The sequence below is a fragment of the Sanguibacteroides sp. AM78-02pH3A genome, assembly GCF_027666085.1.
Lineage (GTDB): Bacteria > Bacteroidota > Bacteroidia > Bacteroidales > Marinifilaceae > Gabonibacter > Gabonibacter massiliensis.
This window is the reverse complement of the sequence record NZ_JAQEHX010000004.1, coordinates 46,293-70,418: the sequence shown is the minus strand read 5'-3', so window position 1 is coordinate 70,418 and position 24,126 is coordinate 46,293. Positions and strand designations below refer to the sequence as shown.

The 24,126-nt window shown below is 40.9% G+C and carries 16 protein-coding genes; 5 read left to right on the top strand and 11 right to left on the bottom strand.

The window, feature by feature from the left end; genetic code table 11:
* Positions 1 to 34: 34 nt before the first annotated feature.
* The gene (locus PGR74_RS07435) at positions 35 to 1,501 is read right to left on the bottom strand and encodes a Do family serine endopeptidase (protein ID WP_041502622.1); all 1,467 of its coding nucleotides are present in this window, start codon (positions 1,499 to 1,501) and stop codon (positions 35 to 37) included.
* Positions 1,502 to 1,772: 271 nt separating this feature from the next.
* On the opposite strand from PGR74_RS07435, the gene PGR74_RS07430 reads away from it, so the two are divergent.
* From PGR74_RS07430 to PGR74_RS07415, 4 genes are all read left to right on the top strand, one after another.
* On the top strand, positions 1,773 to 4,295 hold the full coding sequence (locus PGR74_RS07430) for an FtsK/SpoIIIE family DNA translocase (protein WP_041502621.1): 2,523 nt from the start codon (positions 1,773 to 1,775) through the stop codon (positions 4,293 to 4,295).
* A gap of 20 nt (positions 4,296 to 4,315) precedes the next feature.
* Positions 4,316 to 5,212 (top strand): CPBP family intramembrane glutamic endopeptidase, encoded by an 897-nt coding sequence (locus PGR74_RS07425; protein ID WP_041505380.1) that lies wholly within the window; start codon positions 4,316 to 4,318, stop codon positions 5,210 to 5,212.
* Positions 5,213 to 5,347: 135 nt separating this feature from the next.
* The gene (locus PGR74_RS07420; protein ID WP_041502619.1) at positions 5,348 to 6,562 is read left to right on the top strand and encodes an aminopeptidase C; all 1,215 of its coding nucleotides are present in this window, start codon (positions 5,348 to 5,350) and stop codon (positions 6,560 to 6,562) included.
* A 121-nt stretch (positions 6,563 to 6,683) separates the two neighbouring features.
* Positions 6,684 to 7,880 carry an FprA family A-type flavoprotein gene (locus tag PGR74_RS07415; RefSeq protein ID WP_041505379.1) on the top strand — a complete coding sequence of 399 codons (1,197 nt, stop codon included), beginning with the start codon at positions 6,684 to 6,686 and terminating at the stop codon, positions 7,878 to 7,880.
* Between the two features lie 98 nt (positions 7,881 to 7,978).
* Here the strand turns inward: PGR74_RS07415 and PGR74_RS07410 are convergent, their stop codons facing one another.
* The 10 genes from PGR74_RS07410 to PGR74_RS07365 all read right to left on the bottom strand — a co-directional run bounded on the left by PGR74_RS07410 (position 7,979) and on the right by PGR74_RS07365 (position 21,015).
* Positions 7,979 to 9,301, bottom strand: coding sequence for a TolC family protein (locus PGR74_RS07410; protein ID WP_041502617.1), 1,323 nt, complete (start codon positions 9,299 to 9,301; stop codon positions 7,979 to 7,981).
* 23 nt (positions 9,302 to 9,324) lie between these two features.
* Positions 9,325 to 12,375, bottom strand: a complete 3,051-nt coding sequence (locus tag PGR74_RS07405; RefSeq protein WP_041502616.1) for an efflux RND transporter permease subunit — start codon at positions 12,373 to 12,375, stop codon at positions 9,325 to 9,327.
* A 76-nt stretch (positions 12,376 to 12,451) separates the two neighbouring features.
* Complete coding sequence (locus tag PGR74_RS07400; RefSeq protein WP_041502615.1) at positions 12,452 to 13,540, bottom strand: efflux RND transporter periplasmic adaptor subunit; 1,089 nt, start codon at positions 13,538 to 13,540, stop codon at positions 12,452 to 12,454.
* A 184-nt stretch (positions 13,541 to 13,724) separates the two neighbouring features.
* A complete protein-coding gene (locus PGR74_RS07395) occupies positions 13,725 to 14,648 on the bottom strand; it encodes a magnesium transporter CorA family protein (protein ID WP_041502614.1) in 924 nt (307 codons plus the stop codon).
* Positions 14,649 to 14,784: 136 nt separating this feature from the next.
* Positions 14,785 to 15,801 carry an endonuclease/exonuclease/phosphatase family protein gene (locus PGR74_RS07390; protein WP_052649423.1) on the bottom strand — a complete coding sequence of 339 codons (1,017 nt, stop codon included), beginning with the start codon at positions 15,799 to 15,801 and terminating at the stop codon, positions 14,785 to 14,787.
* A gap of 42 nt (positions 15,802 to 15,843) precedes the next feature.
* Positions 15,844 to 16,212 carry a carboxymuconolactone decarboxylase family protein gene (locus PGR74_RS07385; protein ID WP_041505378.1) on the bottom strand — a complete coding sequence of 123 codons (369 nt, stop codon included), beginning with the start codon at positions 16,210 to 16,212 and terminating at the stop codon, positions 15,844 to 15,846.
* An 11-nt stretch (positions 16,213 to 16,223) separates the two neighbouring features.
* Entirely contained in the window at positions 16,224 to 17,558 is a 1,335-nt protein-coding gene (rseP, locus tag PGR74_RS07380; protein WP_041502612.1) for an RIP metalloprotease RseP, read from the bottom strand.
* Positions 17,559 to 17,638: 80 nt separating this feature from the next.
* Entirely contained in the window at positions 17,639 to 18,790 is a 1,152-nt protein-coding gene (locus PGR74_RS07375) for a 1-deoxy-D-xylulose-5-phosphate reductoisomerase (protein WP_270516901.1), read from the bottom strand.
* Between the two features lie 52 nt (positions 18,791 to 18,842).
* Positions 18,843 to 19,703 carry a M23 family metallopeptidase gene (locus PGR74_RS07370; RefSeq protein ID WP_041502610.1) on the bottom strand — a complete coding sequence of 287 codons (861 nt, stop codon included), beginning with the start codon at positions 19,701 to 19,703 and terminating at the stop codon, positions 18,843 to 18,845.
* A 58-nt stretch (positions 19,704 to 19,761) separates the two neighbouring features.
* Positions 19,762 to 21,015 (bottom strand): mechanosensitive ion channel family protein, encoded by a 1,254-nt coding sequence (locus PGR74_RS07365; protein ID WP_041502609.1) that lies wholly within the window; start codon positions 21,013 to 21,015, stop codon positions 19,762 to 19,764.
* 259 nt (positions 21,016 to 21,274) lie between these two features.
* On the opposite strand from PGR74_RS07365, the gene PGR74_RS07360 reads away from it, so the two are divergent.
* On the top strand, positions 21,275 to 24,091 hold the full coding sequence (locus PGR74_RS07360) for a M16 family metallopeptidase (protein ID WP_041505377.1): 2,817 nt from the start codon (positions 21,275 to 21,277) through the stop codon (positions 24,089 to 24,091).
* The last annotated feature ends 35 nt before the right edge of the window (positions 24,092 to 24,126 follow it).

Genomic DNA, 24,126 nt, shown 5'->3' with positions numbered 1-24,126 from the left:
GTTAAAATCGCCACCTTTGGTTTATTAACTTTTTTTAATCCTGTAACGACAATGCAAAATATTCGATCCGCCCCCTCGGAGAAATAGCGGTAATCAAAACCCCTTCATTCTCTGCTATCTTCAATGCCTTCACCAGATCGTCTTTATCATATATCCAATGGTTATTAATCTTTACAATAATATACCCTTTTTGCAAACCGATACCTTTAAAATGTCCGTTTTTCAATTCGGTAATTTTCACCCCTTTATTGATTCCATAACGATACCTCTCCTCTTTGGACAAGGGCTCAACCACCGCGCCTAAAATGCCGTCATCCTTCATATCCACCAATGCCGTGTCTCCATACATATTTTGCAAAAGTACATCCATATTTCTTCTCTTTCCCTTCCGTTCAACACTTACATTTACCGTTGTTCCCGGATGGTATTTCCCCAGTTGGCCATGGAATGCAGAAACAGTATTAACCTCTATACCATTGATCTCTTTAATAATATCCCCTTCCTTTATACCAGCCTTTGCTGCTGCTCCATTAGCAAGTACCTCTATGACATATATTCCTCCTACATCTTTTAGATTTAATTCTTTAGCTAATTCTGCCGTTACCTCGTTCATGCGAATACCTAAAACGGCCCGTTGCACGGTTCCAAAATTTTTCAAGTCTCCGACTACCTTACGAGCAATATTCGCCGGAACCGCAAAAGCATAACCGGAATAAGATCCCGTAGGCGATTCTATAGCCGTATTGATTCCTATCAGCTCCCCTTTGGCATTTACCAAAGCCCCCCCACTATTACCGGGATTCACAGCCGCATCCGTTTGCAGAAAAGAACTTAAATTCATTTTTCTTCTATCCATGCCCAAATCACGCGCTTTCGCACTAATAATTCCGGCCGTCACGGTCGAAGTCAAATTATACGGATTTCCGACAGCCAACACCCATTCACCCAATTCGACATCATCTGAATTACCATATTCCAAATAGGATAATCCATGTTCTTCTATCTTCAATAAAGCAATATCCGTATTTGCATCTTTCCCGATAACTTTTGCCTTATACTCTTTCTTATTGTTCAAAACGACCGTAATATCATCACTCCCGTCGATCACATGATTATTAGTTACGATATATCCGTCCTCTGAAACTATAACCCCCGAGCCAAATCCCATACGTTGCGGAACTTCCCTCACCTGAGGTGCTCTACCGTAAAAAAATTCCAACAAAGGATTCCCCACTATCTCCCTTCCCATCTGTATCGTTTTGACATGGACTACGGCAGGAACTGTCTTTTTGGCAGCATCCCTTAAGTCCACATTTCCGGCAGGTACATTAATCGCACTACCGTTTACCATGGTTACCGGACGAGCCGCAGCCGGAGAAACGACCTCCAAGGGCTGAGCGGATTTTACCGGTTCCTTTTGTAAAGTACCTGTAACGAAGAATGCAATACATCCTCCTGCCATACCTAATCCGAGGTTTAGTAATGATTTTGTAATTGCCATATCCTTATCTTTTGATTTAACTCAACTTTTCATTTTACTTCTCACAATATTAACAATATCCCTGCCAATCGTTTACTAAGAATTTCTTAATTAATATAACTTAACCTATGATTTTGTAGTTTCACAAAACCGTATACAATCCCCCCTATATCGGGACGTAATGTCAGTATATTATAAAAAAATCTTCCTTTAAAATTTTATCGGAAATTTATCCTTACTTTGTAACTCTCCCATATAAATTGTAACTTTGCCTGCTACAAATTTCAAGCACATGATAACAAGAATCAATCAGAAAAAGAGTACGAAATCAAGCAGTTGGCACAAACCACATATACTACAAGACCCAAGAACACGTGTAATTATGGGATTAATCCTGATTTTATTATCTGTATATCTTCTGCTTTCATTTGTCGGGTTCTTTTTCACAGGAGGAATTGACCAGAGTTTAGTCGACAAGAATTCGATGGAATTAATCACTAATTCCGAAATAGAAGCAGGCAATCCTGCTGGCAAAGTAGGTGCTATACTCTCTGATATTTTCATCAACCAATGGTTTGGAATATCCTCTTTTATATTCTGTTATCTATTCTTTATCGGAGGTCTGCAGGTAATGGGACGCTCTATTTATAGGTTCTCGAGAAAACTATTGATCGGGTTTATTCTTATCATCTGGTGTTCTCTGTTCTTCGGATATCTTTTTAATTTTATCCCAACAGGTTATGTTTTTCCCGGAGGGACACACGGCTATTTTATCAGCAATTGGTTAAACTCACTGGTCGGAAAAGTGGGAACTTTATTTTTACTGTTAATCTCTTTTTCCGTTATTCTCTTTTTCGGATTCGAAAATGCCTTTAATAAATGTGTCGCCATAGTAAAAAATTATTTTATCCGCAGACGAGAGCGTAAGGAAAAACAAGCGCATCTACAAGCTGAAAGAGAAGAAAAAATTCGAGAAGAAGCCGAAACAGAGGCAATGAGGATAGAGGAGGAAGAAAGGGAGAAAGAATCTGTTTGCGGGGAAACATTTCCTCAGGAAGAAGAGGAAGAAAACAGTATATTCGAACATCAATTCGATACTCCAGATACCCCTACTTTTCAAGATTTAGACCAACCCGATTTTGAGATAAACATAAAAAAAGAGGATGAACCTTTTGAGAAAAGGATCGAAGCAGAATCCGACGAACAAACTATAACAGGAGATTCAGGTAAAGACATTGAGCTCACTATAATCGCAGATAAGCTGGAAGAGCAGTTAAACAGGAACTTACGACCCGACGAAGACTACGACCCCACATTGGATCTCTCTAATTATCGCTATCCCACGTTAGAGTTATTGGCAGAACATTCGTCAGGAAATCCCAAGGTAACGGCAGAAGAATTAGAAGCAAATAAAAACACCATCGTCGAAACATTACGATATTATAAGATTGAAATCACCAAAATAAAAGCGACAATCGGTCCGACTGTTACTCTATATGAAATAGTCCCAGCCCCGGGAGTTAAGATAGCCCGGATTAAGAACCTGGAAGACGACATCGCATTAAGCTTGGCAGCCTTGGGTATCCGTATCATCGCCCCTATTCCGGGAGCCGGCACCATTGGCATTGAAGTACCGAACCAGAATCCGGAAATCGTCTCCATGCGAGGAATTATCGCCTCCAAAGCATTCCAGGAATCCAAATACGCCCTTCCGATTGCACTGGGCAGAACGATCTCCAATGAACCTTATACCTTTGATCTGGCCAAAATGCCTCATCTATTAGTAGCCGGAGCAACAGGACAAGGAAAATCCGTAGGTCTAAACGCAATCATTACCTCTCTATTATACAAAAAGCATCCGTCCCAGTTGAAATTCGTGATGGTTGACCCTAAGAAAGTAGAATTAAGTATCTATTCCATTATAGAAAAACATTTTTTAGCCAAATTACCGGAAGAAGAAGATGCGATTATTACGGAGACAAGTAAAGTGGTCGCTACCTTGAATTCACTCTGTATCGAAATGGATAGCCGTTATGATTTATTGAAAATGGCGCAGGTGCGAAACATCAAAGAATACAACGAGAAATTCATCAAACGTCAGTTAAACCCGAACAACGGCCATAGGTATCTTCCATATATCGTAGTGGTTGTAGATGAGTTTGCGGATCTTATCATGACTGCCGGCAAAGAGGTTGAACAACCCATTGCCCGAATCGCACAACTTGCCCGTGCCGTTGGAATTCATATGATTATCGCCACTCAACGACCGTCCACCAACATCATCACCGGCGTCATCAAAGCCAATTTCCCGGCTCGGATCGCTTTCAAAGTCGCCTCCATGATCGACTCCCGTACCATATTAGATTCCCCGGGAGCCAATCAACTGATAGGAAGAGGCGATATGCTCATCTCCGCCGACGGAGATATGGTCCGCGTACAATGTGCATTTGTGGATACTCCCGAAGTCGATGCCGTTACCCATTTCATTGCGGACCAACAGGCCTACCCGTCTGCCTATATGTTGCCTGAATACCAATCGGATACGGAAAACGGATTTAGTTCAGAAACCGATCTCGGTATCAAAGATCCGCTATTCGAAGAGGCGGCACGAATGGTCGTAAATACTCAACAAGGTTCAACTTCCTCCATTCAAAGACGTTTCTCGATAGGCTATAACCGGGCCGGAAGAATCATAGACCAGTTGGAAGCGGCAGGTATCGTGGGACCATACGAAGGAAGCAAGGCCAGACAAGTACTGATTGCCGACGAGTACAGCTTGGAACAATTACTCCGTTCTGTAGGAGAACGATTTTAGTAACCATTCAAACATCAGTTATGTTTTTAGAAAAAGCAACTAAAGGAGAAAACCAATGGTACAGATACGTCCTCACCCTGGCCATTACGTTTATAGCCATACAAATAGCCTCCATTCCCGTCCTGCTTTACAGCACTTATATGAATACGGGTTCTATCCTGCAAAGCAGTAGCTTCCTTGTCCCTAACACGAACCCGGGATTAGCCTTAGTATTATTTCCTTTCGCCGTGGGAGTAATCACCTTATTGATCTGTATAAGATTCATCCATCAAAAAAAGTCCGTAGATATTCTCACGGGCCGAAACCGTTTCGATATCCATCGCTTTCTGTTTGGAGCCGGGATTTGGGGGATCATAACACTTCTCTCCCTGCTTTCGCAATACCTTCTGAGTGACAAGTCTGAACTGCTTTTCCAGTTCGAACCGCTTCCTTTTATCATCATGTGTGTAATTGTCATCACCTTAATTCCTTTTCAAGTTGCTTTTGAAGAGTTTATATTCAGAGGATATCTCATGCAAGGTTTTGCCTTACTCTTCAAGTACAGGTGGATCGCCATTCTGATGACCGGCATTATTTTCGGTTTATTACATTCGAGCAATCCGGAAGTCGAACGCTTCGGCTACTTCAACGCCATGTCACAATATATCCTCATGGGACTTATTTTAGGTTATATTGCCGTAAAAGACGACGGTATCGAATTGGCACTTGGCCTTCATTTTGCCAACAACGCTCTCGCATCCATACTCGTAACGCATGATTCGGCAGCTCTACAAACACATGCTCTATTTAAAGATTTAAATCCGACTTCCTCCTATTGGGATCCGATCATTATTTTAATAGGCGGTATACTCTTCATCTGGATTTGCGACAACAAGTATCGTTTTTTCCCGAAAATCAATATATGGAAAAAAATTTAAATGTTATTTTTTTCTTAAAAAACACTGAATTTAATTTTGATCTTCCGTTTTGAACAAGCAATTTTTTATCTTTGGCGACAGTCTGAACGGAAATAGAATTAATAACATATCATTATTCACACAAATCACATTAAAATGAAGAAGATCAGTTCGTTACTGTTTATTTGTATCTTTGGGCTCTCTCTATTTGCCAACGCCCAAGTAAAAGAAAAAGAAGAAAAGCAAAAACCGGAAGGTTATATTTTCACGGAAATTGTCAGATTACCGACACTCTCGGTGAAAGATCAAAGTCGTGCAGGAACCTGCTGGTCCTGGTCAGCAACTGCATTTTTCGAATCGGAAATGATGCGTATGGGCAAAGATTCGGTTAATCTTTCCGCCATGTATTCGGTAAGACATGCCTATAGCGATAAAGCAGACAAATACGTACGCCTTCATGGTTTTTTGAATTTCGGTGTAGGCGGTTCATTCGGAGATGTTGTGCATACGATTAAAAATTACGGTATTGTTCCTTTAGAAGTATACGAAGGTTTGGAGTACGGAGAATCCAATCATGCTTTCGGTGAAATCGACGCCGTTTTAAAAGCTTACGTGGAAGCGGTTATCACAAACCAAAATAAGAAACTAAGTACGGCTTGGAAAAAAGGATATGAAGGCATTTTAGACGCTTATTTAGGAGCCGAACCTGAAAAATTCCAATACAAAGGAAAAGAATACACCCCCAGGACATTCGCAGACGAAGTTGTAGGTCTAAATATGGACGACTATGTCAGTTTAACCTCTTTCACGCATCACCCTTTCTACACCTCGTTTGCAATTGAGGTTCCGGATAACTGGTTATGGGGAGAATCATACAACTTACCTCTCGATGAGTTCATGGAAGTAATGGACAAAGCCATCGATAAAGGTTATACTTTTGCCTGGGGCGCCGATGTTAGCGAAAAAGGATTTGCTACTGTAAATCCGGGTGTTGCCGTGGTTCCGACAACTGATACCAAAGAGATGAGCGGGGCTGAAATCGCCAAATGGGAGGCTATGCCGAAAAAACAACAAAATCCGGACGCTTTCAAAAGTGGTCCGGCTCCCGAGAAACAGATTACCCAGGAAATGAGACAACGCGAGTTCGATAACTACCAAACAACCGACGATCACGGCATGCAAATTATCGGAAAAGCTAAAGACCAAAACGGAACTCCCTATTTCATCGTGAAAAACTCATGGAATAAATATAACAAATTCGGAGGTTATTTCTATGTTTCTTATCCTTTCATGCAATTAAAAACGATGAATATCCTCATTCACAAGAATGCAATACCTAAAGAGATCAAAAAGAAATTAGGTCTTAAATAAATTTTCTCTATTTCCTGATAGAGAAACTAAATTAAAAAAAGGCTGTCCTTCCTCCGAGAAGACAGTCTTTTTTTTATAATTTTGCGAAGAATTGAAACGTTTAATTAAAAACTTAATCGATATGAATCAAGCAGTAGAAATAAAAAAGGACATTTATTGGGTAGGTGTTAACGACAGAAGAACTCATATATTTGAAAATTATTGGCCTCTTCCCAAAGGTGTAGCCTATAACTCTTATCTCATTATCGATGAAAAAGTAGCCCTGATCGATACCATTGAAAGAAGCAAAATGGAGGATTACGTGGAGAACATCGAACAACTGTTGAACGGACGTAAAGTCGATTATCTGATTGTAAATCACATGGAACCCGATCACACGGGAGCAATCAAAGCTTTACTATGTCATTATCCCGACGTAACAGTGATCGGCAACTCGAAAACTTTTCCCATGTTGAAAAATTTTTACGGTGTATACGATAACCTGCTGGAAGTAAAAGAAGGAGATTCGTTGGATCTGGGAAAACATAAATTGAATTTTTATATGGCTCCCATGCTTCACTGGCCGGAAACCATGGTCACCTTCGAATCCACGGAAGGCATTCTGTTCAGCGGTGATATTTTCGGTGCTTTCGGCACATTGGACGGAGGAGTTTTCGACGATGAAGTGGATTTGGATTATTTGGAAGAAGAGATCAGCCGTTACTATTCGAATATCGTGGGAAAATACGGACAACCGGCACAACAGGCACTAAAGAAATTAGGAGGACTTCCCATACGGATGATTTGTGCCACACATGGCCCCATCCGACGTTCCCATATCGCCGATATCGTCGCGAAATACGATAAATGGAGTAAATACGAAACAGACAAAGGAGTAGTCATCGCTTTTAGCTCCATGTATGGAAATACGGAAAAGATGGCCGATATGATTGCCCGCTTTTTGACTGAAAAAGGTATTAAAAAAATACGAATTCACGATACGTCCAAAACCCATCCTTCTTATATGATTAACGATATCTTCCGTTACAAAGGCGTGATCTTGGGTAGCTGTGCCTACAACGGAGGCATCTTCCCCACCATGGAGACCTTTTTAAACGAATTGGAACATATGGGTGTTAAAAATCATGTTGTAGCCTTTTTCGGAGGTAAAGCTTGGGCGGGAGGAGCCATGCCTCGTTTCAATCAATTTGCCGAAAAAATCAAATGGGAAGTGGTAGTACCTTCCGTTGAAGCTTGTGGTGCACCCAAAGAAGAAGATTTCGAACAATGTCGTCAAATCGCCTACGCGATGGCAGATAAATTGAATGAGATTTGCTAAAAATTGATTATATACATTCAAAAGACGGTTTGCGAAACCTATTCACAAACCGTCTTTTGTTTTACAGTAACTCTCCTGTCTTCCCTCAATCCACAATTTCAAATACCTCCACTAATCAATAATAGGGACAGTTCCGAAACTTTAGCTTGATAAAGAGCTAACAACATTCTATCCACCGCATCCAAATAACTTCGCTGAAATTCACGAAATTCAATACCGGAGAGGGATCCTAATTTATACTTCTCCAACGCGGCATCCAAATTTTTTTCGGCAACATCCGCACTCTCCCGTTCAAAGCCAACCATCAGCAAATTATTTTCATAGGTGTTATACAGTAACGCCAAATCACCTAATGTCTCTTTTTCTACCTCTTTATAGGATAACTCACTATTCTCTTGTTCCAAACGGGCATTTCTGATTTTTGTCCGATTTTGCATGCGACCGAATACCGGAATATTCACGGAAAATCCCCAATAAAACCCGTTTGTCCGGTTCAGTTTCGTATTGGAAGCCGGAGCATCCGTTTTGTTATAATTATATCCGGAACTAAAATCCAATGTCGGGAATAGAACGGCTCTTGCATTTTTCAAATCCAATGCGGATATTTTCTGTTCCTTTTTAGCGATTAACAAAGCCGTATTGCGCACCAACGTGTTTTTCTCCAAAGTCGCCATTTCCAATGGCAGGTCCAATAATATCGTATCCTGCACATAGGCCACTTTCTGTAAATCGACATTCATCAATTTATTTAAATTGATATAAGCACTTTTCACCATCTCTTTCTGTTGCACGAAAGCAGAACTATCCGAATTCAAATCGATTTTTGCTTGTTGAGACTCTAAACCAGCCATATTACCGATCTGATGGCGAACACGCGCTTCATCGTAACGTTCTTTTGACAGATTCAACGAATGCTTAGCCGCTTTTAATCGATGTTGCTGTACCAACACATCGTAATAAGCGGCACTTACCTCCACGATCAAATTCTCCACCGCCATTTTTACGGATAATTCCCCTCTGGACTCCAACTCTTTATAACGTTCATGAGTAGTAAACATTTCCAATCCATCGAACAAACGCCAGTTCAAGGCCACTCCGGCCGAATAATTATCGGTTTTCACGTCAGATAATTTACTGATCTCTCCCGCATTACTCTCCGTCTTCACATCGTTGCGCGTCTGATTCTGTCTGGCATCAATAGCCAAACTGGGTAAAAAATAAGAATAATCCACACTATTCTTAGCCATGGAGGCCTCGTTGCGAATTATCTTTATAGCATAATTTGACTCCAACGCTTGATTAATACATTCCGGGAGAGTTATTCTCTGTTGGGCAAATCCGTTAAATTCAAAACCCAGAAAAAAAATAAGCATACCGAATGTTTTCCATAATGCGGATTGATATAACACCTCTCTTCTCATAGTTTTCTCTTTTTAAGTCCTTTTTACTCCTTTATCTCCTCTATAATTCTTACTCTTTGAGAAGAAAAATAGGTATAGATAGCGGGAATAACAAACAACGTCAGTAAAGTGGAACAAACCATCCCGCCGACGACAGCGATTCCCATAGCAACACGACTCTCCGATCCGGCTCCCGTTGCGATAGCCATTGGCAAAATACCCAAAACAGTAGACAGACTCGTCATCAGGATCGGACGCAGCCGGGAAACCGATGCCTCTCGAATAGCCTCTGACATAGACAATCCGGCAGCTTTCCGTTGATTGGCAAACTCCACGATCAAAATACCGTTCTTCGAAACCAATCCGACTAACATAATAATTCCGATCTGACTAAAAATATTCATGGTCTGTCCGAAATACCACAAGGAAACCATAGCTCCGATCAATGCCAAAGGAACGGTCAACATAATAATCAAGGGATCCCTGAAACTTTCAAACTGAGCGGATAAGACCAGATATATAAACAATAAGGCCAACAAAAAGGCGAACATTAAACTGGAAGAACTTTCCACAAAATCTTTTGAATTACCGGAAAGAGTCGTTTTAAAATCATCATTCAATACCTCGTCAGCAATCCGATCCATCTCCTTCAATCCTTGCGAAATAGTTACGCCTTTGGACAAACCCGCGGAAACCGTTGCGGAAACAAAACGATCGTAACGATATAGCTGAGGGGGCATAGAACTCTCCCGCATAGAGATCAAATTATCCATAGAAATCAAATTTCCTTCCTGATTCCGGACATAAATTCCTTTCAGATCGGAAGGTTTATTTCGGTCCTCCCGCTCCAGCTGGCTTAATATCTGGTATTGTTTTCCGTTCATAATATAGTACCCTACCCGTTGTTCACTCATCGTCAACTGCAATGTTTGAGCGATATTTTGCACGGTCACCCCCATGGCCGCAGCCTTATCCCTATCGATGTTAATAGTCAACTCCGGTTTAGTAAACTTCAAGTTTAAGTCTGATGCGGAAAACAGAGGGCTTTTATTTACCTCCTCCATGAATTTCGGCAAGATCGATTTCAGATCATCCAGATTTTTAGCCTGAATGACATACTCAATCGGAAGTCCTCCTCGGCGTCCTCCAAAAGTCTGTTGTTGGGAAACCAATGTACGGGCTCCAGTAAATTGACGCACGCTTACAGCCAATTCATCAGCGATTTCTTGTTGCGTCCGGGTTCGATCATCCGGACTCACTAACCATAAATTCAAACTGGAGCGATTGGTCTGTCCTCCCCCCACGAACTCTATCAACTTATCCTGCTCGGGTACAGTCTCTTCGATAAAAGCTGAAAGTTCTTGAGAATAACGATTCGTATATTCAAAAGTAGCCCCTTCCGGCGCCGTCGATGAAATACGAATATTGGAACGATCCTCCAAAGGAGCCATTTCCGATGGAATGGCCAACCATAAAAGATAAATAGCAATTCCGGAGATACCGATGATAATCAATGCCCAATAACGTACCTGAAGAAAACGCTCTAACCAACGGCGATACACACGATTCATCCCTTCAAAGAAGGGCTCCGTTTTTCGATAAAACCAATTTTTAGTCGCATCCTTCGTCAATAACTTCGTCGAAATCATCGGAGTAAAGGTCAAGGCGACAAAAGAAGAAACGATTACCGCACCCGCGATAACCACGCTAAATTCCCGGAACAATCTTCCGGTAGTTCCCTCCAAAAAGACAATAGGGAAAAATACGGCTACCAACACGACCGTTGTCGCTATAACAGCAAAGAAAATCTCGTTGGATCCTTTAAAACCGGCCTCTAAAGGTGTCATTCCCTGCTCTATTTTCGTAAAGATATTCTCCATCACAACAATCGCATCATCCACGACCAAACCAATGGCCAAAACCACGGCTAATAACGTCAATATATTAATGGAAAAACCGGCCATATACATAATGAAAAAAGCCGCAATCAGCGAAATGGGAATTGCCAATACCGGGATCAAGGTCGTTCTCCAGTTACGCAGGAACAGAAAAATAATCAACACGACCAAAACAAAAGCTTCAAGAATCGTATCCTCTACCTCATTAATGGAATCACGAATAAAAACAGTATTATCATAGGCTATTCCGGCTTCAATATCCTCAGGTAAATCCCTCTGCAAATCATCCATAACTTGGTATGCCCTATCCGCAATATCGATGTAATTCGCTCCCGGTTGAGGAATCAACGCACAGATAACCATCGGAACCCTGTTGCGCTTCAATATACTACGCACATTCTCGGCATCCACTTCGGCCACACCGATATCCCGGAAACGAACCAATTTATCCCCATCCCTGGAAATCACCAAATTATTAAAATCTTCGATAGACATCAACCGTCCTAACGTCCGGATGGTTAATTCCGTATTATCACCTTCCACCCGACCGGAGGGCAACTCTATATTTTCATTTTCAATAGCCGCTTTCACATCCATCGGAGTCAGTTTGCGGGCTGCCAACAAAGAAGGATTCATTCGCAAACGAACCGAATAACGTTTCTCACCCCATATTTCCACACTACTTACCCCCGGAATGGTCTGCAAACGCTCTTTATAATAACGCTCGGCGTATCCGCTCAAATCAATCAAAGAGCGTTTATCGCTACGTAAAGAAACTCCGAATATAGGCTGTGCGTCAGCATCTGCCTTATAAACCGTCGGGGGATCTATATCTTGCGGTAAACGTCTTAAGGTTCCGGATACCTTATCCCGTACATCATTAGCAGCCGTTTCCAAATCTACCTCCAACTCAAACTCTATCGTAATCCGGCTCTGACCGTCACGACTCGTACTACTCAAAGAACGAATTCCCTGAATACCGTTGATAGCCGCTTCCAAAGGCTCCGTAATCTGCGTTTCGATAACATCGGCATTAGCACCCACGAAAGAAGTCGATACCGAAATAACCGGGGGATCGACACTGGGATAGTCACGTACACCTAAATAAGAAAGTCCGATTCCCCCCACAATTACTAAAATCAGATTCATCACCGTGGCAAATACCGGACGTTTTATACAGGTCGAAGAAAGACTCATTCCATTTTTATTTTTAGATTTTTAACCCTAATAATATCAAAATTCCATCACCAGATATAAATTGCTATCCTCCATCTTATTCCCCACTTGTCTCTTTGGCAAGAGAAACACTTACTCGCATACCATTCTGTAATTGCATCAGTCCGCCCGTAAGTACCGTATCTCCGGGTTGAATACCGGAAATAACCTCTACATAACGGGAATCCCGACTCTCCGTTTCCACCGGTACACTCAGGGCTTTCCCTTCTTTCACCACCCACAGGCGTTTTCCATTCATCTCCGGAACAACGGCCTCACTGGGAATCATCATAAATGTCCGATTGCTTTCCGTCATCAACTCCCCTTTTACAAACATTCCGGCCACCAAATTCGCCGTATTCCGATAGCGAGCTCTCAGGGTAATCATATGAGTCTGGATATCGGCCTGAGGATCGACAGCATATATTTCCGCTATAATATCTTTTTCTATCCCTTCGGTCCTAAACTTGATCTTTTTCCCGATTAAAGGAACATTTATATATTTTTCGGGAATTGAAAATTCGATTTTCAATACAGAATTATCCACCAGACTGGAAACCCTCGTACTCGGCTGTACATAACTCCCTTCACTCACGTAACGAAATCCCATCTTTCCGTCAAAAGGAGCACGAATCTCCGTTCTGGCAATTTTTACTTTCAACAACTCGATATCGGCCAAAAGCATATTGTATTCGGTTTCCATTTGTTGAAACGATTCATAACTGACAGATTCCCGCTTCAGTAATATACGCTGACGTTCCAGCTTGTCTTCCAATAACTTCTTTTCAAATTCGGCACGCTCCAACTGAGCCTTCAAATCCGAATCATCCACTTTTAAAAGAAGTTTTCCCTTCTTTACATGGTCCCCGTCATTAAAATAAATTTTGTCTACCTTCCCGGCCGTTTCAGAAACCAATTCAACCTCCTCGTTAGGTAATAAAGTCCCGTTAGCCATGATTCCATTATTAGACATCGACAATCCGGCGACACATCCGCTTACAGGCAAAATACCCTGTGACATCCCCCGTCGGCCCTGTCCGCTTCTTTGCCGTTTAGTGAAAGAATCATTTAAACGAGGAACTAAAATAAGGAGTACTATTACAACCGGTATTCCTATCTGCAAAACTCTTTTTACCCTTTTATTCATATTTAGTTTTCCATTATGTCTGCATGTATATAGTTTCTCCGCTTTCACACTTCCTACACCATCCCTTGATTCACCTTATGGACATCAAAAATGGCCAAAAGTTTATTTACAATCCGTTAAGAGTATGTTAAAATATAAAAGGGGGGTTCTTGTTAAACCCCTTTTATATTTTAACTCTCCCGTATCAAAACCAATTCCTCCATTTAAATACAATAAATCCGATCGCCGAAAACAGGAGAGATACGACAAGCACGATCAAAAAACCATACGGGTTATTCTCCAGAGAATTAGGTACATTCATCCCGTATAAACTGGCTATTAACGTCGGAAGCATTAAAATAATAGAAATAGAGGTCAATCGTTTCATTACGATATTCAAATTATTAGAGATAACGGAAGCATACGCATCCATCGTACCGCTCAGAATATCACTATATATACGGGCTGAATCCTGTGCCTGCCGCTGCTCGATTTCAACATCCTCAACCAAATCTTCATCAAAATATTTACGCTGGCTTCTTAAATTTTTCACTTTGATCAACAGGTTATCGTTTCCTCTTAAAGATGTTATAAAAAAGACTAATGATTTTTCAATTTTTAACAAGCGTTGTAACTCTTCGTTACGAATTGATTTTTCCAACTCGATCTCAGCCGCGTGCATTTGATTGTTTATTTGCTTCAGGTATTTCAAATACCAAACGGAAGAAGATAAAAACAAACGAAATACCAAATCCCAAGGTTGTTTTACCTCAACCCCCTTACGGTCGGCATATTGAATAAAATCAGGTATCATCTCCGTTTTATAATGACACACCGTAATAATGACATCATCTTTTATAATAAAACCCAAAGGAACTGTAATAAAAGGAATACTTTCGTCCACCTTATACGGAATACGTAAAATCATGAGTATCCACTCATCTTCTATCTCCAAACGAGAACGCTCATCGATATCTTCTATATCTCCGAAAAATGACTGGGGAACCCCCATTTTATCGGTAAGAAAACGAATGTCTTCTTCCGTCGGTGAAACAACATTAATCCAACACTTAGGTTCCCACGCTTTCTTTTCTTCGAACCCAACATTACCCATTAGGAATGTTCTCATAGTTAATCCTCCTTCAATTTATGAACAGAGGTTAACGGAACCCCCGTCCTGATTAATACTGTTGATGATAATCGTCCATATCTTGTTTATGAATTTTTACGCTGCAAAAATAAACGAAAGTATTGAATATAAAAATTTATTTTTTCAAATCGATATAAATCGGTAAATGATCGCTATATCCACCCACGTAATAGGGGCCCCTATAGGTAGGTTTCGGCTTCACCCCGTAATATTTTTTATCTTCTTCAAACAAAAAACCGAATGTTCCCACCGTCAAATGTCGAGAAGCTTGCAAAGGGAACTTGCCATTGAGTAAAACCCCGGACAGGATCAAATGATCGATGGTCTGCCATACGCCCTTGTACCGATAACTCCCGTGATTCTCCCACAACAAATAATACCCGGTATTATACAATCCTTTATCCTTTATTTTACGGGTATCAGAATTTTTCGTTTTCATAGCTTTCTGTGCAATAGTATTGGCCTTACCGTTAAGATCTCCCATTATAACGATCGCAGCTCTCGGGTTTTCGGCCTGAATGGAATCTACTCGTTGACGAATGACCTTAGCGGCACGAACACGTTTCCATTCACTCTGACTCTCACCCCCTCTCATCGAAGGAAAATGAGCCACAAAAAAATGAAGCGTATCTATTTTTCCGATCACTCCTTTGCAGTATAAAACATCTCTCGTATGACCCTCTCCCTCCAAAAATACCGGAAAAAAACAGGCTTTCAACAATTGACAATACGGCTTACGATATAAAAAAGCCACATCTATCCCTCTCGGATCAGGAGAATCCGCATGTACAATACCATACCCGCCATCAGCCAGAACCGTTTTACCAATCAAATCTTCCAGCACTTCCCGATTTTCTACTTCCGCCAACCCGATAAAAACAGGCAATTCCCCCTCTCCGGTCGCACTCAAAACTTCCGAAATATGCCGTATCTTTGAATGGTAACGCTCCTTTCCCCAATGTTGTTTTCCATGGGGAGTAAAATCATCATCTGATGTATTAGGGTCGTCCTTAACGTCAAACAAATTTTCAACATTATAAAATACAATTCGATAACGTTCTTCCTTTACCTGTCCGTAACCCGTTTTAAGAACGAACAGCAATATCAAAACTCCTGCTACTATTTTACGCATCTTTTATCGTTTTATCCGAAAATATCTACCTGCACCGAACCTCTACCTTTCCCCGGAGTTCTCGGAAACGTATTCTCCCAATTCTTCCCAATATTCAAGCGCACGTCTCATATGAGGAATAACAATAGTACCTCCTACAAGATCCGCCACGGCAAAAATCTCGAACAATTGTTCCGTGGTTACCTTTAATTCATGACAACGCTCCAGATGATATTTAATACAATCATCACAACGTAATACCATAGAAGTGGCCAGACCCAACATCTCTTTCACCGTGGCAGAAAGAGCCCCATCCCTATAAGTATTCGTATCCAGATTGTAAATCCGTTTAATCACTCTGTTGTCGGCGGCTAAAATCTTTTCATTCATTTTTGCCCTGTATTCCCTGAACTGCTCAACCGTTTTACCCATAAAAGCATGTCTTAATGAAATAACTTGAGTATATCATTCGTATTGGCCAATACAAGCAGTAACAACAAAAAAATCATTCCTGCTATTTGCGCATTCTCCAAAAATTTCTCATTCGGTTTTCTCCGGGTAATAACCTCATACAACAAGAACACCACGTGGCCACCGTCCAATGCCGGAATCGGCAATAAGTTCATCACCCCTAAAATTATAGATAATAAAGCCGTTAAGCTCCAAAAAGCTTGCCAATCCCAATATCCCGGGAATATATTACCGATAGATAAGAAGCCTCCTACGGATTTCAACGCCTCCGGATTTTTAAACAATTTAAACTGCTTCAAATAGGAACTGATTTGATCGATCCCCATATGGATGCCCGCCGGAATAGCTTCAAAAAAAGAGTAATACTTCACGGCATAATCAAAAGCCGGATCTATTTTAACTCCAACTCCTATTATCCCGTCGGCTCCCACAGGTATAGCCACGGTTAATGTATCCGCACCCCTTAAAATTTCTGCCCGTAAGGTGTCATTTTTATGTGAACGGATGATTTTCGTATATTCGTCGTAAAAAGCAAACGTTTTTCCATTTAATTTCAAAAAACGGTCACTCTCTGTAATACCCGCGTTTTTTGCAGGAGATTCTTTAGCAAAACCAACAATCTCCCCCGAATAAGGATAACGGGGTTCTATCAGCATTTTATGCGCGAATCCCTTGGAGGAGTATGTCAGTAAATTTTTCACTAACGATGAAGGCAAATCAATATTTACTAATTGTCCGTTTCGAAGCACCTGCATCGTTTGGGGACTCTCCAATAAGATGGTCGGAATAATATCGGAAAAACGTTCTAATTTCTGATTATCCAAGGAGATAACAATGTCGCCGGTTTGCACTCCCACATTCGTGAATAAGCTATCACAAACAACCCCGTATTTCACATTCTCTGCCGGCAAATATTTCTCTCCCCAAGCAAATAAAATCATGATATAAATAAAGAAGGCCAAAATAAAATTAACCAAAACTCCTCCCAGCATAATCAACAAACGCTGCCATGCCGGTTTAGCCCTAAATTCATAAGGCTTAGGAGGTTCTTTCATCTGGGCAATATCCATGGATTCATCTATCATTCCGGAAATTTTCACATATCCGCCTAAAGGCAACCACCCCATTCCGTATTCAGTATCTCCCTTCTTAAATTTAAACAGCGAAAACCACGGATTAAAAAAGATATAAAATTTTTCGACTCTGGTCTTAAAGATCTTCGCCATTGTAAAATGTCCGAATTCATGTAACAAGACTAAAATGGAAAGACTCAATATAAACTGTACTACCTTTACAACTATCTCCATATTTCAATTTTAAAATTTTAGCTTCAATAATTTCATCTGTCTAATTTCCTACATTTTCCCGACAAATCCTCCGTATAACTCTATTTTTCAATAATATCCACAGCTATTTTACGTCCTTCCCTATCCGTTTCTATATAATCTTGCAAATCGGGCTTCTGTATAAAACAAACCCTGGAGATGGTCTCTTCTATGATTTCGGGCATACGAGTAAACGAGACTTTCTCTTTCAAAAAGGCATCGACCGCAATCTCATTCGCCGCATTCAATATACAAGGGATGTTCCCCCCTTTTTCCATGGCTTCAAAAGCCAATCCCAAATTACGAAAAGTGACCGGATCCGGTTTCTCGAATGTCAAATTGGAATACCGGCTAAAATCGACACGTTCAAATGAAGAAACGATCCTGTCAGGATAGGTTAGGGCATATTGAATAGGCAAACGCATATCGGGCACTCCCAATTGGGCTTTGATACATCCGTCCGTAAATTGAACCATCGAATGTACGATCGATTGCGGATGAACCAACACTTCTATTTGGGAAGGTTTCAAACCAAATAACCACTTGGCCTCGATTGCTTCAAATCCTTTGTTCATCATGGAAGCGGATTCGATCGTCACTTTAGCCCCCATCTTCCAATTCGGATGCTTCAAAGCTTGCTCCGGAGTGACCCGCTTCAAGAATTCATAATCCTTACCCCGAAACGGCCCCCCGGAAGCCGTTAACAAAATTTTCTCGACAGGATTATTCATTTCGCCCGTTAAACATTGAAATATAGCAGAATGCTCCGAATCCACGGGTAATAGGGCTACCTTATATTCCGTTACCAGGTCATGAATCAAATCGCCGGCAACGACTAACGTCTCTTTATTGGCCAATGCTATCGTCTTGCCTGCTTTTATCGCCCGGATCGTAGGCAATAAACCGCTGTACCCCACCATAGCCGTGACAACGGTATCGATAATGGAACTCTCCACGACTTGCGCTATCGCCTCGCTCCCCGCGTATACTTTTATATCTTCATCCGCCAATAACTCCTTTAATTGTCCGTATTTCTCCTCGTTAGCAATAACTACCATATTCGGTTTAAAACGAACGGCTTGTTGAGCTAACAATTCGACCTGATTATTGGCAGTCAGCACCTCAACACGAAAACGTCCGGGATTTGCCTCTATCACCTGCAACGTCTGAGTTCCAATCGAACCTGTCGAACCTAATACTGCAATATTTTTCATCATTATCTATCATACGCCGGAAACATACTCTATCCCGAACGTTCTCTTTTATCTATTTAAACTTAATATAATTCTCCGGATTAATCGGCTTTCCAGCCTTCCACAACTCCAAATGCAAATGCAAACCCGTTGTCTCTTCTCCCGTGTTCCCGACAATCGAAATAACTTCTCCGGCCCGGACAAAATCACCCTGCCTCTTCAATAGAACGGAATTATGTTTATAAATGGAAATCAAATTACTACTGTGTTGAATAGCCAGGACAAAACCCGTTTCCACCGTCCAATCCGCAAAAACGACCACTCCGTCCAACACGCTCGCGACATTGGTATTCTGTTTCGTTACCAGATCGATACCGAAATGACGCTTCGCCTCATCAAAGTGATTGGTCACAATCCCTTGCAACGGCGGGAAGAAATGATAAAAATCATCTGGAGAAGAAGAGATCTGTCCCAACGAAAGATTAAAACGTTCTTTCTCCTCTATCATCTCTCTAAAACCATTCTCTTCGGGAGTAGTTCCCATGACAATGGTATCATGATTAATCTTCTCTACAGACGTTGTAACCCTGGCTGTGGTATCTCCGTCCTCCCCCGTCATAACCATGCGGATGGATTGAAAAAATTGGTCTTTTTTATTTAATTCGACCATCAACGAGTCAACTCGTAAAGCATTCAAAGTAATCTGACGCCTCATGGCTCGATCCGGATATCCCGGAATAAATTCCCGCAAATTAGTAAAAGCAATCAATATGATCGTCAACGTAATCAAAACCACCGCTAACGTACTCAATGCCATGAACACATGCAATGGGGACAAACGGAAATGCATAACCTCTTCGTAAGTAGATTCGTTGAAGATGGTCAGCTTATATCTGTTTTTTAGCTTATTCCAAAAATTTTTTTTACGCTTCATTCGACTATTTTTAGCCTCCAAAAATAGTACAAAAATCTAATTATACCAGCTTGTCAACCTAACTTTTCATTTCACCCGGTTCATTTACCAAAATTCGATTCGGATACTGGAATACTTGCAAATTAAAATAGGGAATCACAGCCAACAAGTGGTCGAAAATATCGGATTGTATCTTCTCGTAAGCAACCCATTCCTTATTCTTGGAAAAACAATAAATCTCCAAAGGAATTCCCGTCGGAGTCGGCTGAAGCTGACGTACCATATAGGTCATGTTCAAATTAATATCCGGATTAGCTTTCAAACGCAATACGGCATAATGTCGAAACACTCCTAAATTCGTTAAACGCCTTTCGTCAAGTATATCCTCCTTTCCCTCATTTGCTTTATCTATTTCAGGTAAAATGCTCTCTATATATCCTTTCAAAAACTCGGATTTTCTCAAGACGGCAATCTCATCATCCGATAAAAAATGGACAGAATGCATGTCAATATTAACCCATCTCATAATCCGCCGACCGTCAGACTCCTGCATTCCCCGCCAATTGGTAAAAGAAGCCGAAACCATTTGGTAAGTCGGTATGGTTGTTATCGTCATATCCCAGTTTTGCACTTTCACGGTATAGAGATTGATTTCCAACACCGTTCCGTCAGCATTATTACTGGGCATCACGATCCAATCCCCGATCCTTATCATCTGATTCGCCAATAATTGCACTCCGGCTACAAACCCTAAAATGGAGTCTTTGAAAATTAACATAAGTACCGCGGCAAAAGCACCCAATCCGACCAAGAGATTACGGGGAGATTCTCCGATGAAAATACTGATAATTGTAATAAAAATGGCAGAGAAAACAAAGATCTTAGCCACCTGTATAAATACCTTAATCGGACGGTCTCTGGCAATCGGATAAGATTCATAAATTTTATTGGCCGCATCCATTGCGGTTATCATGATAAATCCCGTCACAATCAATATCCAGACAACGATCAAATGATGGAATGTATCGATTTTTTCCCAATCCCCGTATACGAACCGGATGGCGAAATCGATAAAAATAGGCGGAATCAAATTAAACAATTTTTCAAAAAAACGCTCTTGAAATAATATGTCGTCCCATTTCGTTTTCGTTCGATGAACCATTTGGGCGATCAGTTTAACGATCCATTTCCGGGCAATAAAAGTTAAAAGCCACGCAATAATCACGATAACGATTAACTGAATGACGATTTCAAGCGTAGGAGCTGTCTCCGGATCCGTAATTCCCAAATCAAGCCAGGAAAACCAACGATGCCAATCCATTTTTAATTCCATAATTTTTCTCCGATCTATTTTTCTTTATACGGAAATTCTAAAGAAATGTCACATAATCCCCTTATCTTTTAGCAAAATCAGAGTTGAACATTAAAAATAATTAACAAGAAATCTTGCTATATAAAGAAAAACAGGTTCATTTTTCCCTATTTTTACAATTACCCCCTAAATTAACGTTAAACCGTTAACTTTTCATATCAATTGAAGCAGTGTTTACTATATTTGCAAACACAAACATTAAAACATTAAAAAAACTCGTATGGTAAAAAGACTTTTAATCGTGTGTGCCATCATATCACTAATCAGTGCAAACTTATTCGCACAATATGATATGAAAGCACCGCTTCCCTTAGACCCACAGGTCAGAACAGGGAAATTAGCCAATGGCTTAACTTATTACGTGCGTCATAACGCAGAACCCAAAGAGAGAGCAAGTTTTTATATCATCCAAAACGTGGGGGCGATCTTGGAAAATGACGATCAGGATGGTTTGGCCCACTTTCTGGAACACATGGCATTCAACGGAACCAAACACTTCCCCGGCAGAAAAGGGATCGTAAATATGTTGGAAAAACACGGTGTTGAGTTTGGACGTAACATTAACGCCTATACGGCTCAAGATGAAACGGTTTACAACATCAGCGATGTTCCTACCACCAATGAAGGCTTAATGGATACTTGTCTGCTGGTATTACACGACTGGTCCCACTACCTTATTTTGGAAGGAGATGAAATCGATAGCGAAAGAGGTGTGATTACCGAAGAGTGGAGGACCAGAAGAACCCCCGGTTTCCGGATCAGAGCTCAGGTTATGCCTGTTTTGTTGGAAGGTTCCAAATACGCAGAAAGAGATGTGATCGGAAATTTAGATATCATCAAAAATTTCAAATACCAAACGTTACGGGATTATTATCACAAATGGTACAGACCCGATTTACAAGCTATAGCTGTCGTCGGAGATTTCGACGTGGATCGAATGGAGAAAAAAATCATCGAACTTTTCTCTCAAATTCCGCCGGTAAAAGATGCAGCTGTTAGAGAAGTATACACGGTCCCCGCACACGAGGATATTCGTTACGTATGCGCTACCGATAAAGAAGTTACCCAATCTTCCGTAGCCGTTTACATTAAATTTCCGACCTCTCCTAAAGAAGAAAAAAATCACCAATACATGAGAAATGAATTGTTGAAATCTTTCTATAATGCTATGTTGAGCCAACGGATCCGTGAATTACTGCAAAAAGGGAATCCTCCTTTCATCAACGGTAGTAGCGGTTTTAGCGGAATGGTCAGAGGAACGGGTATCTATATCATGTCTGCAACAGCCAAACCCAATGAAGAAGCCTTAGCTTTGGAAGCCATCTATCGTGAAAATGAAAGAGTAAAAAGATTCGGCTTTACAGAAGGCGAGTTGGAAAGAGTAAAAACCAACACGTTGGTAAGCTTGGAATCCGCTCTTAAACAAAAGGATAAAATTTCTTCTGAATCCTATATTGAAGAAATCAAACAAAACTTCTTGGAAGGTGAACCTATGGTAGATTTCGACTACTACTACAATTTCATGAAAACGATTATTCCTACCGTTACCGTAGAGGAGATTTCCGCCCTTGCCCAGGAATACATCAAACCTCAAAACATGGTTATCGTAGTACAAGGACCGTCGGAAGGAGCTACTCATATCACAAAAGAAGAAGCTTTAGCCGTTATGGATAAAGTAGACAAATCCGATATCGAACCGTATAAAGACCAAATAGCAGAGTCCTCCTTGATTAACGAAGAGTTACCGGGAGCCAAAATCGTTTCCGTTAAAAAACTTCCGCAATTCGATGCAGAAGAGTGGACTTTAGCCAACGGAGCGAAAGTAGTTTATCGCAAAGCCGACTATGAAAAAGATCAGGTTGTAGTCACTTCTTATAGTAAAGGAGGAACCTCTTTGTATGATTTGGATAAATTAGCTTCCGCACAAGTTACGGCCGACTTAGTAGGAGCGTACGGTCTGGGAGATTATGACAATATTACCTTAGGCAAGCTGCTCACGGGAAAACGAGCCGGTTCAAAAGTAAGCATAGGAAGCCTTTCCGAGTCAGTCGGAGGTAGCTCTATTCCAAAAGATTTCGAAACGCTGATGCAATTGATTTATCTGCGCTTTGAAAAACCCCGTTTCGACAAAGAGGTACACAATACCCTTATGCAAAGACAATACGCGGCTATCGCCAATATGCAAAAGAACCCGCAAAAAATAATGCAGGATTCAATAGATTTGATTACGAGCAATTACAATCCGAGAACTTTACTTGTCAACAAAGAGTTCTTCGACAGAGTAAGTATCGAACAGATTGAAGAGATCTACCGCGACCGTATCAAAGATGCCAGCGATTTCATTTTCTTCATCGTGGGTAACATCGATGCGGAGATTGCAAAAACGATGGCTGAAAAATACATCGGTTCCATTAAATCTTATAACAGAAAAGAGACTTGGAGAGATAACAAGGTTAGAGGTCCGAAAGGCAAAACGGAAAAAGTAATCGAAATAGCCTTGACAACACCGAAAACAACGGTGATTACCCATCACTCCAAAGAGATGAAATATAGCGTTGCAAACAACATCTATAACAATATTCTGAAAGGTATTTTAGATCTTCGCTATACTGAAAATATCCGTGAAAAAGAAGGAGGAACCTATGGCGTGGGCGTTAATGCCGGTTCTTCCAGAGAACCTTATCAAAGTTACAGCATGACCATGAGTTTCGATTGCGACCCGGATAAAGCAGAGCATCTGAAATCACTTCTTTACGTGGAAATCGACAAATTAATGAAAGAAGGACCCACTCAGGAAGAATTGGATAAAGTGGTTACTACAATGAAGAAAAACCGCGAACAAGGTAAAGAACATAATTCTTATTGGTTAAACGCGTTGACAACCTACTTCATCTCCGGTATCAACATCAACGATCCGAAGAATTTCGACAAAATCGTCGATAGTGTAAAACCGAAAGATATTCAGAATTTCGCAAAAAAATTGTTTAAAGGCGCTGACGTGGTAGACCTCATGTTCGTACCCAAGGCTCAAGAATAAAAGATTCTTACAGATAAAAAAAATAGCGTTAAGAT

What these genes read in the sequence shown, in the direction of transcription:
- PGR74_RS07395 (WP_041502614.1), bottom strand. Translation starts at nt 14,648, where the DNA reads ATGAGAACATTCCTAATGGGTAATGTTGGGTTCGAAGAAAAGAAAGCG.
- PGR74_RS07385 (WP_041505378.1), bottom strand. Translation starts at nt 16,212, where the DNA reads ATGGGTAAAACGGTTGAGCAGTTCAGGGAATACAGGGCAAAAATGAAT.
- PGR74_RS07420 (WP_041502619.1), top strand. Translation starts at nt 5,348, where the DNA reads ATGAAGAAGATCAGTTCGTTACTGTTTATTTGTATCTTTGGGCTCTCT.
- PGR74_RS07430 (WP_041502621.1), top strand. Translation starts at nt 1,773, where the DNA reads ATGATAACAAGAATCAATCAGAAAAAGAGTACGAAATCAAGCAGTTGG.
- PGR74_RS07390 (WP_052649423.1), bottom strand. Translation starts at nt 15,801, where the DNA reads ATGCGTAAAATAGTAGCAGGAGTTTTGATATTGCTGTTCGTTCTTAAA.
- PGR74_RS07415 (WP_041505379.1), top strand. Translation starts at nt 6,684, where the DNA reads ATGAATCAAGCAGTAGAAATAAAAAAGGACATTTATTGGGTAGGTGTT.
- PGR74_RS07400 (WP_041502615.1), bottom strand. Translation starts at nt 13,540, where the DNA reads ATGAATAAAAGGGTAAAAAGAGTTTTGCAGATAGGAATACCGGTTGTA.
- PGR74_RS07360 (WP_041505377.1), top strand. Translation starts at nt 21,275, where the DNA reads ATGGTAAAAAGACTTTTAATCGTGTGTGCCATCATATCACTAATCAGT.
- PGR74_RS07370 (WP_041502610.1), bottom strand. Translation starts at nt 19,703, where the DNA reads ATGAAGCGTAAAAAAAATTTTTGGAATAAGCTAAAAAACAGATATAAG.
- PGR74_RS07425 (WP_041505380.1), top strand. Translation starts at nt 4,316, where the DNA reads ATGTTTTTAGAAAAAGCAACTAAAGGAGAAAACCAATGGTACAGATAC.
- PGR74_RS07375 (WP_270516901.1), bottom strand. Translation starts at nt 18,790, where the DNA reads ATGAAAAATATTGCAGTATTAGGTTCGACAGGTTCGATTGGAACTCAG.
- PGR74_RS07410 (WP_041502617.1), bottom strand. Translation starts at nt 9,301, where the DNA reads ATGAGAAGAGAGGTGTTATATCAATCCGCATTATGGAAAACATTCGGT.
- PGR74_RS07365 (WP_041502609.1), bottom strand. Translation starts at nt 21,015, where the DNA reads ATGGAATTAAAAATGGATTGGCATCGTTGGTTTTCCTGGCTTGATTTG.
- PGR74_RS07435 (WP_041502622.1), bottom strand. Translation starts at nt 1,501, where the DNA reads ATGGCAATTACAAAATCATTACTAAACCTCGGATTAGGTATGGCAGGA.
- rseP (WP_041502612.1), bottom strand. Translation starts at nt 17,558, where the DNA reads ATGGAGATAGTTGTAAAGGTAGTACAGTTTATATTGAGTCTTTCCATT.
- PGR74_RS07405 (WP_041502616.1), bottom strand. Translation starts at nt 12,375, where the DNA reads ATGAGTCTTTCTTCGACCTGTATAAAACGTCCGGTATTTGCCACGGTG.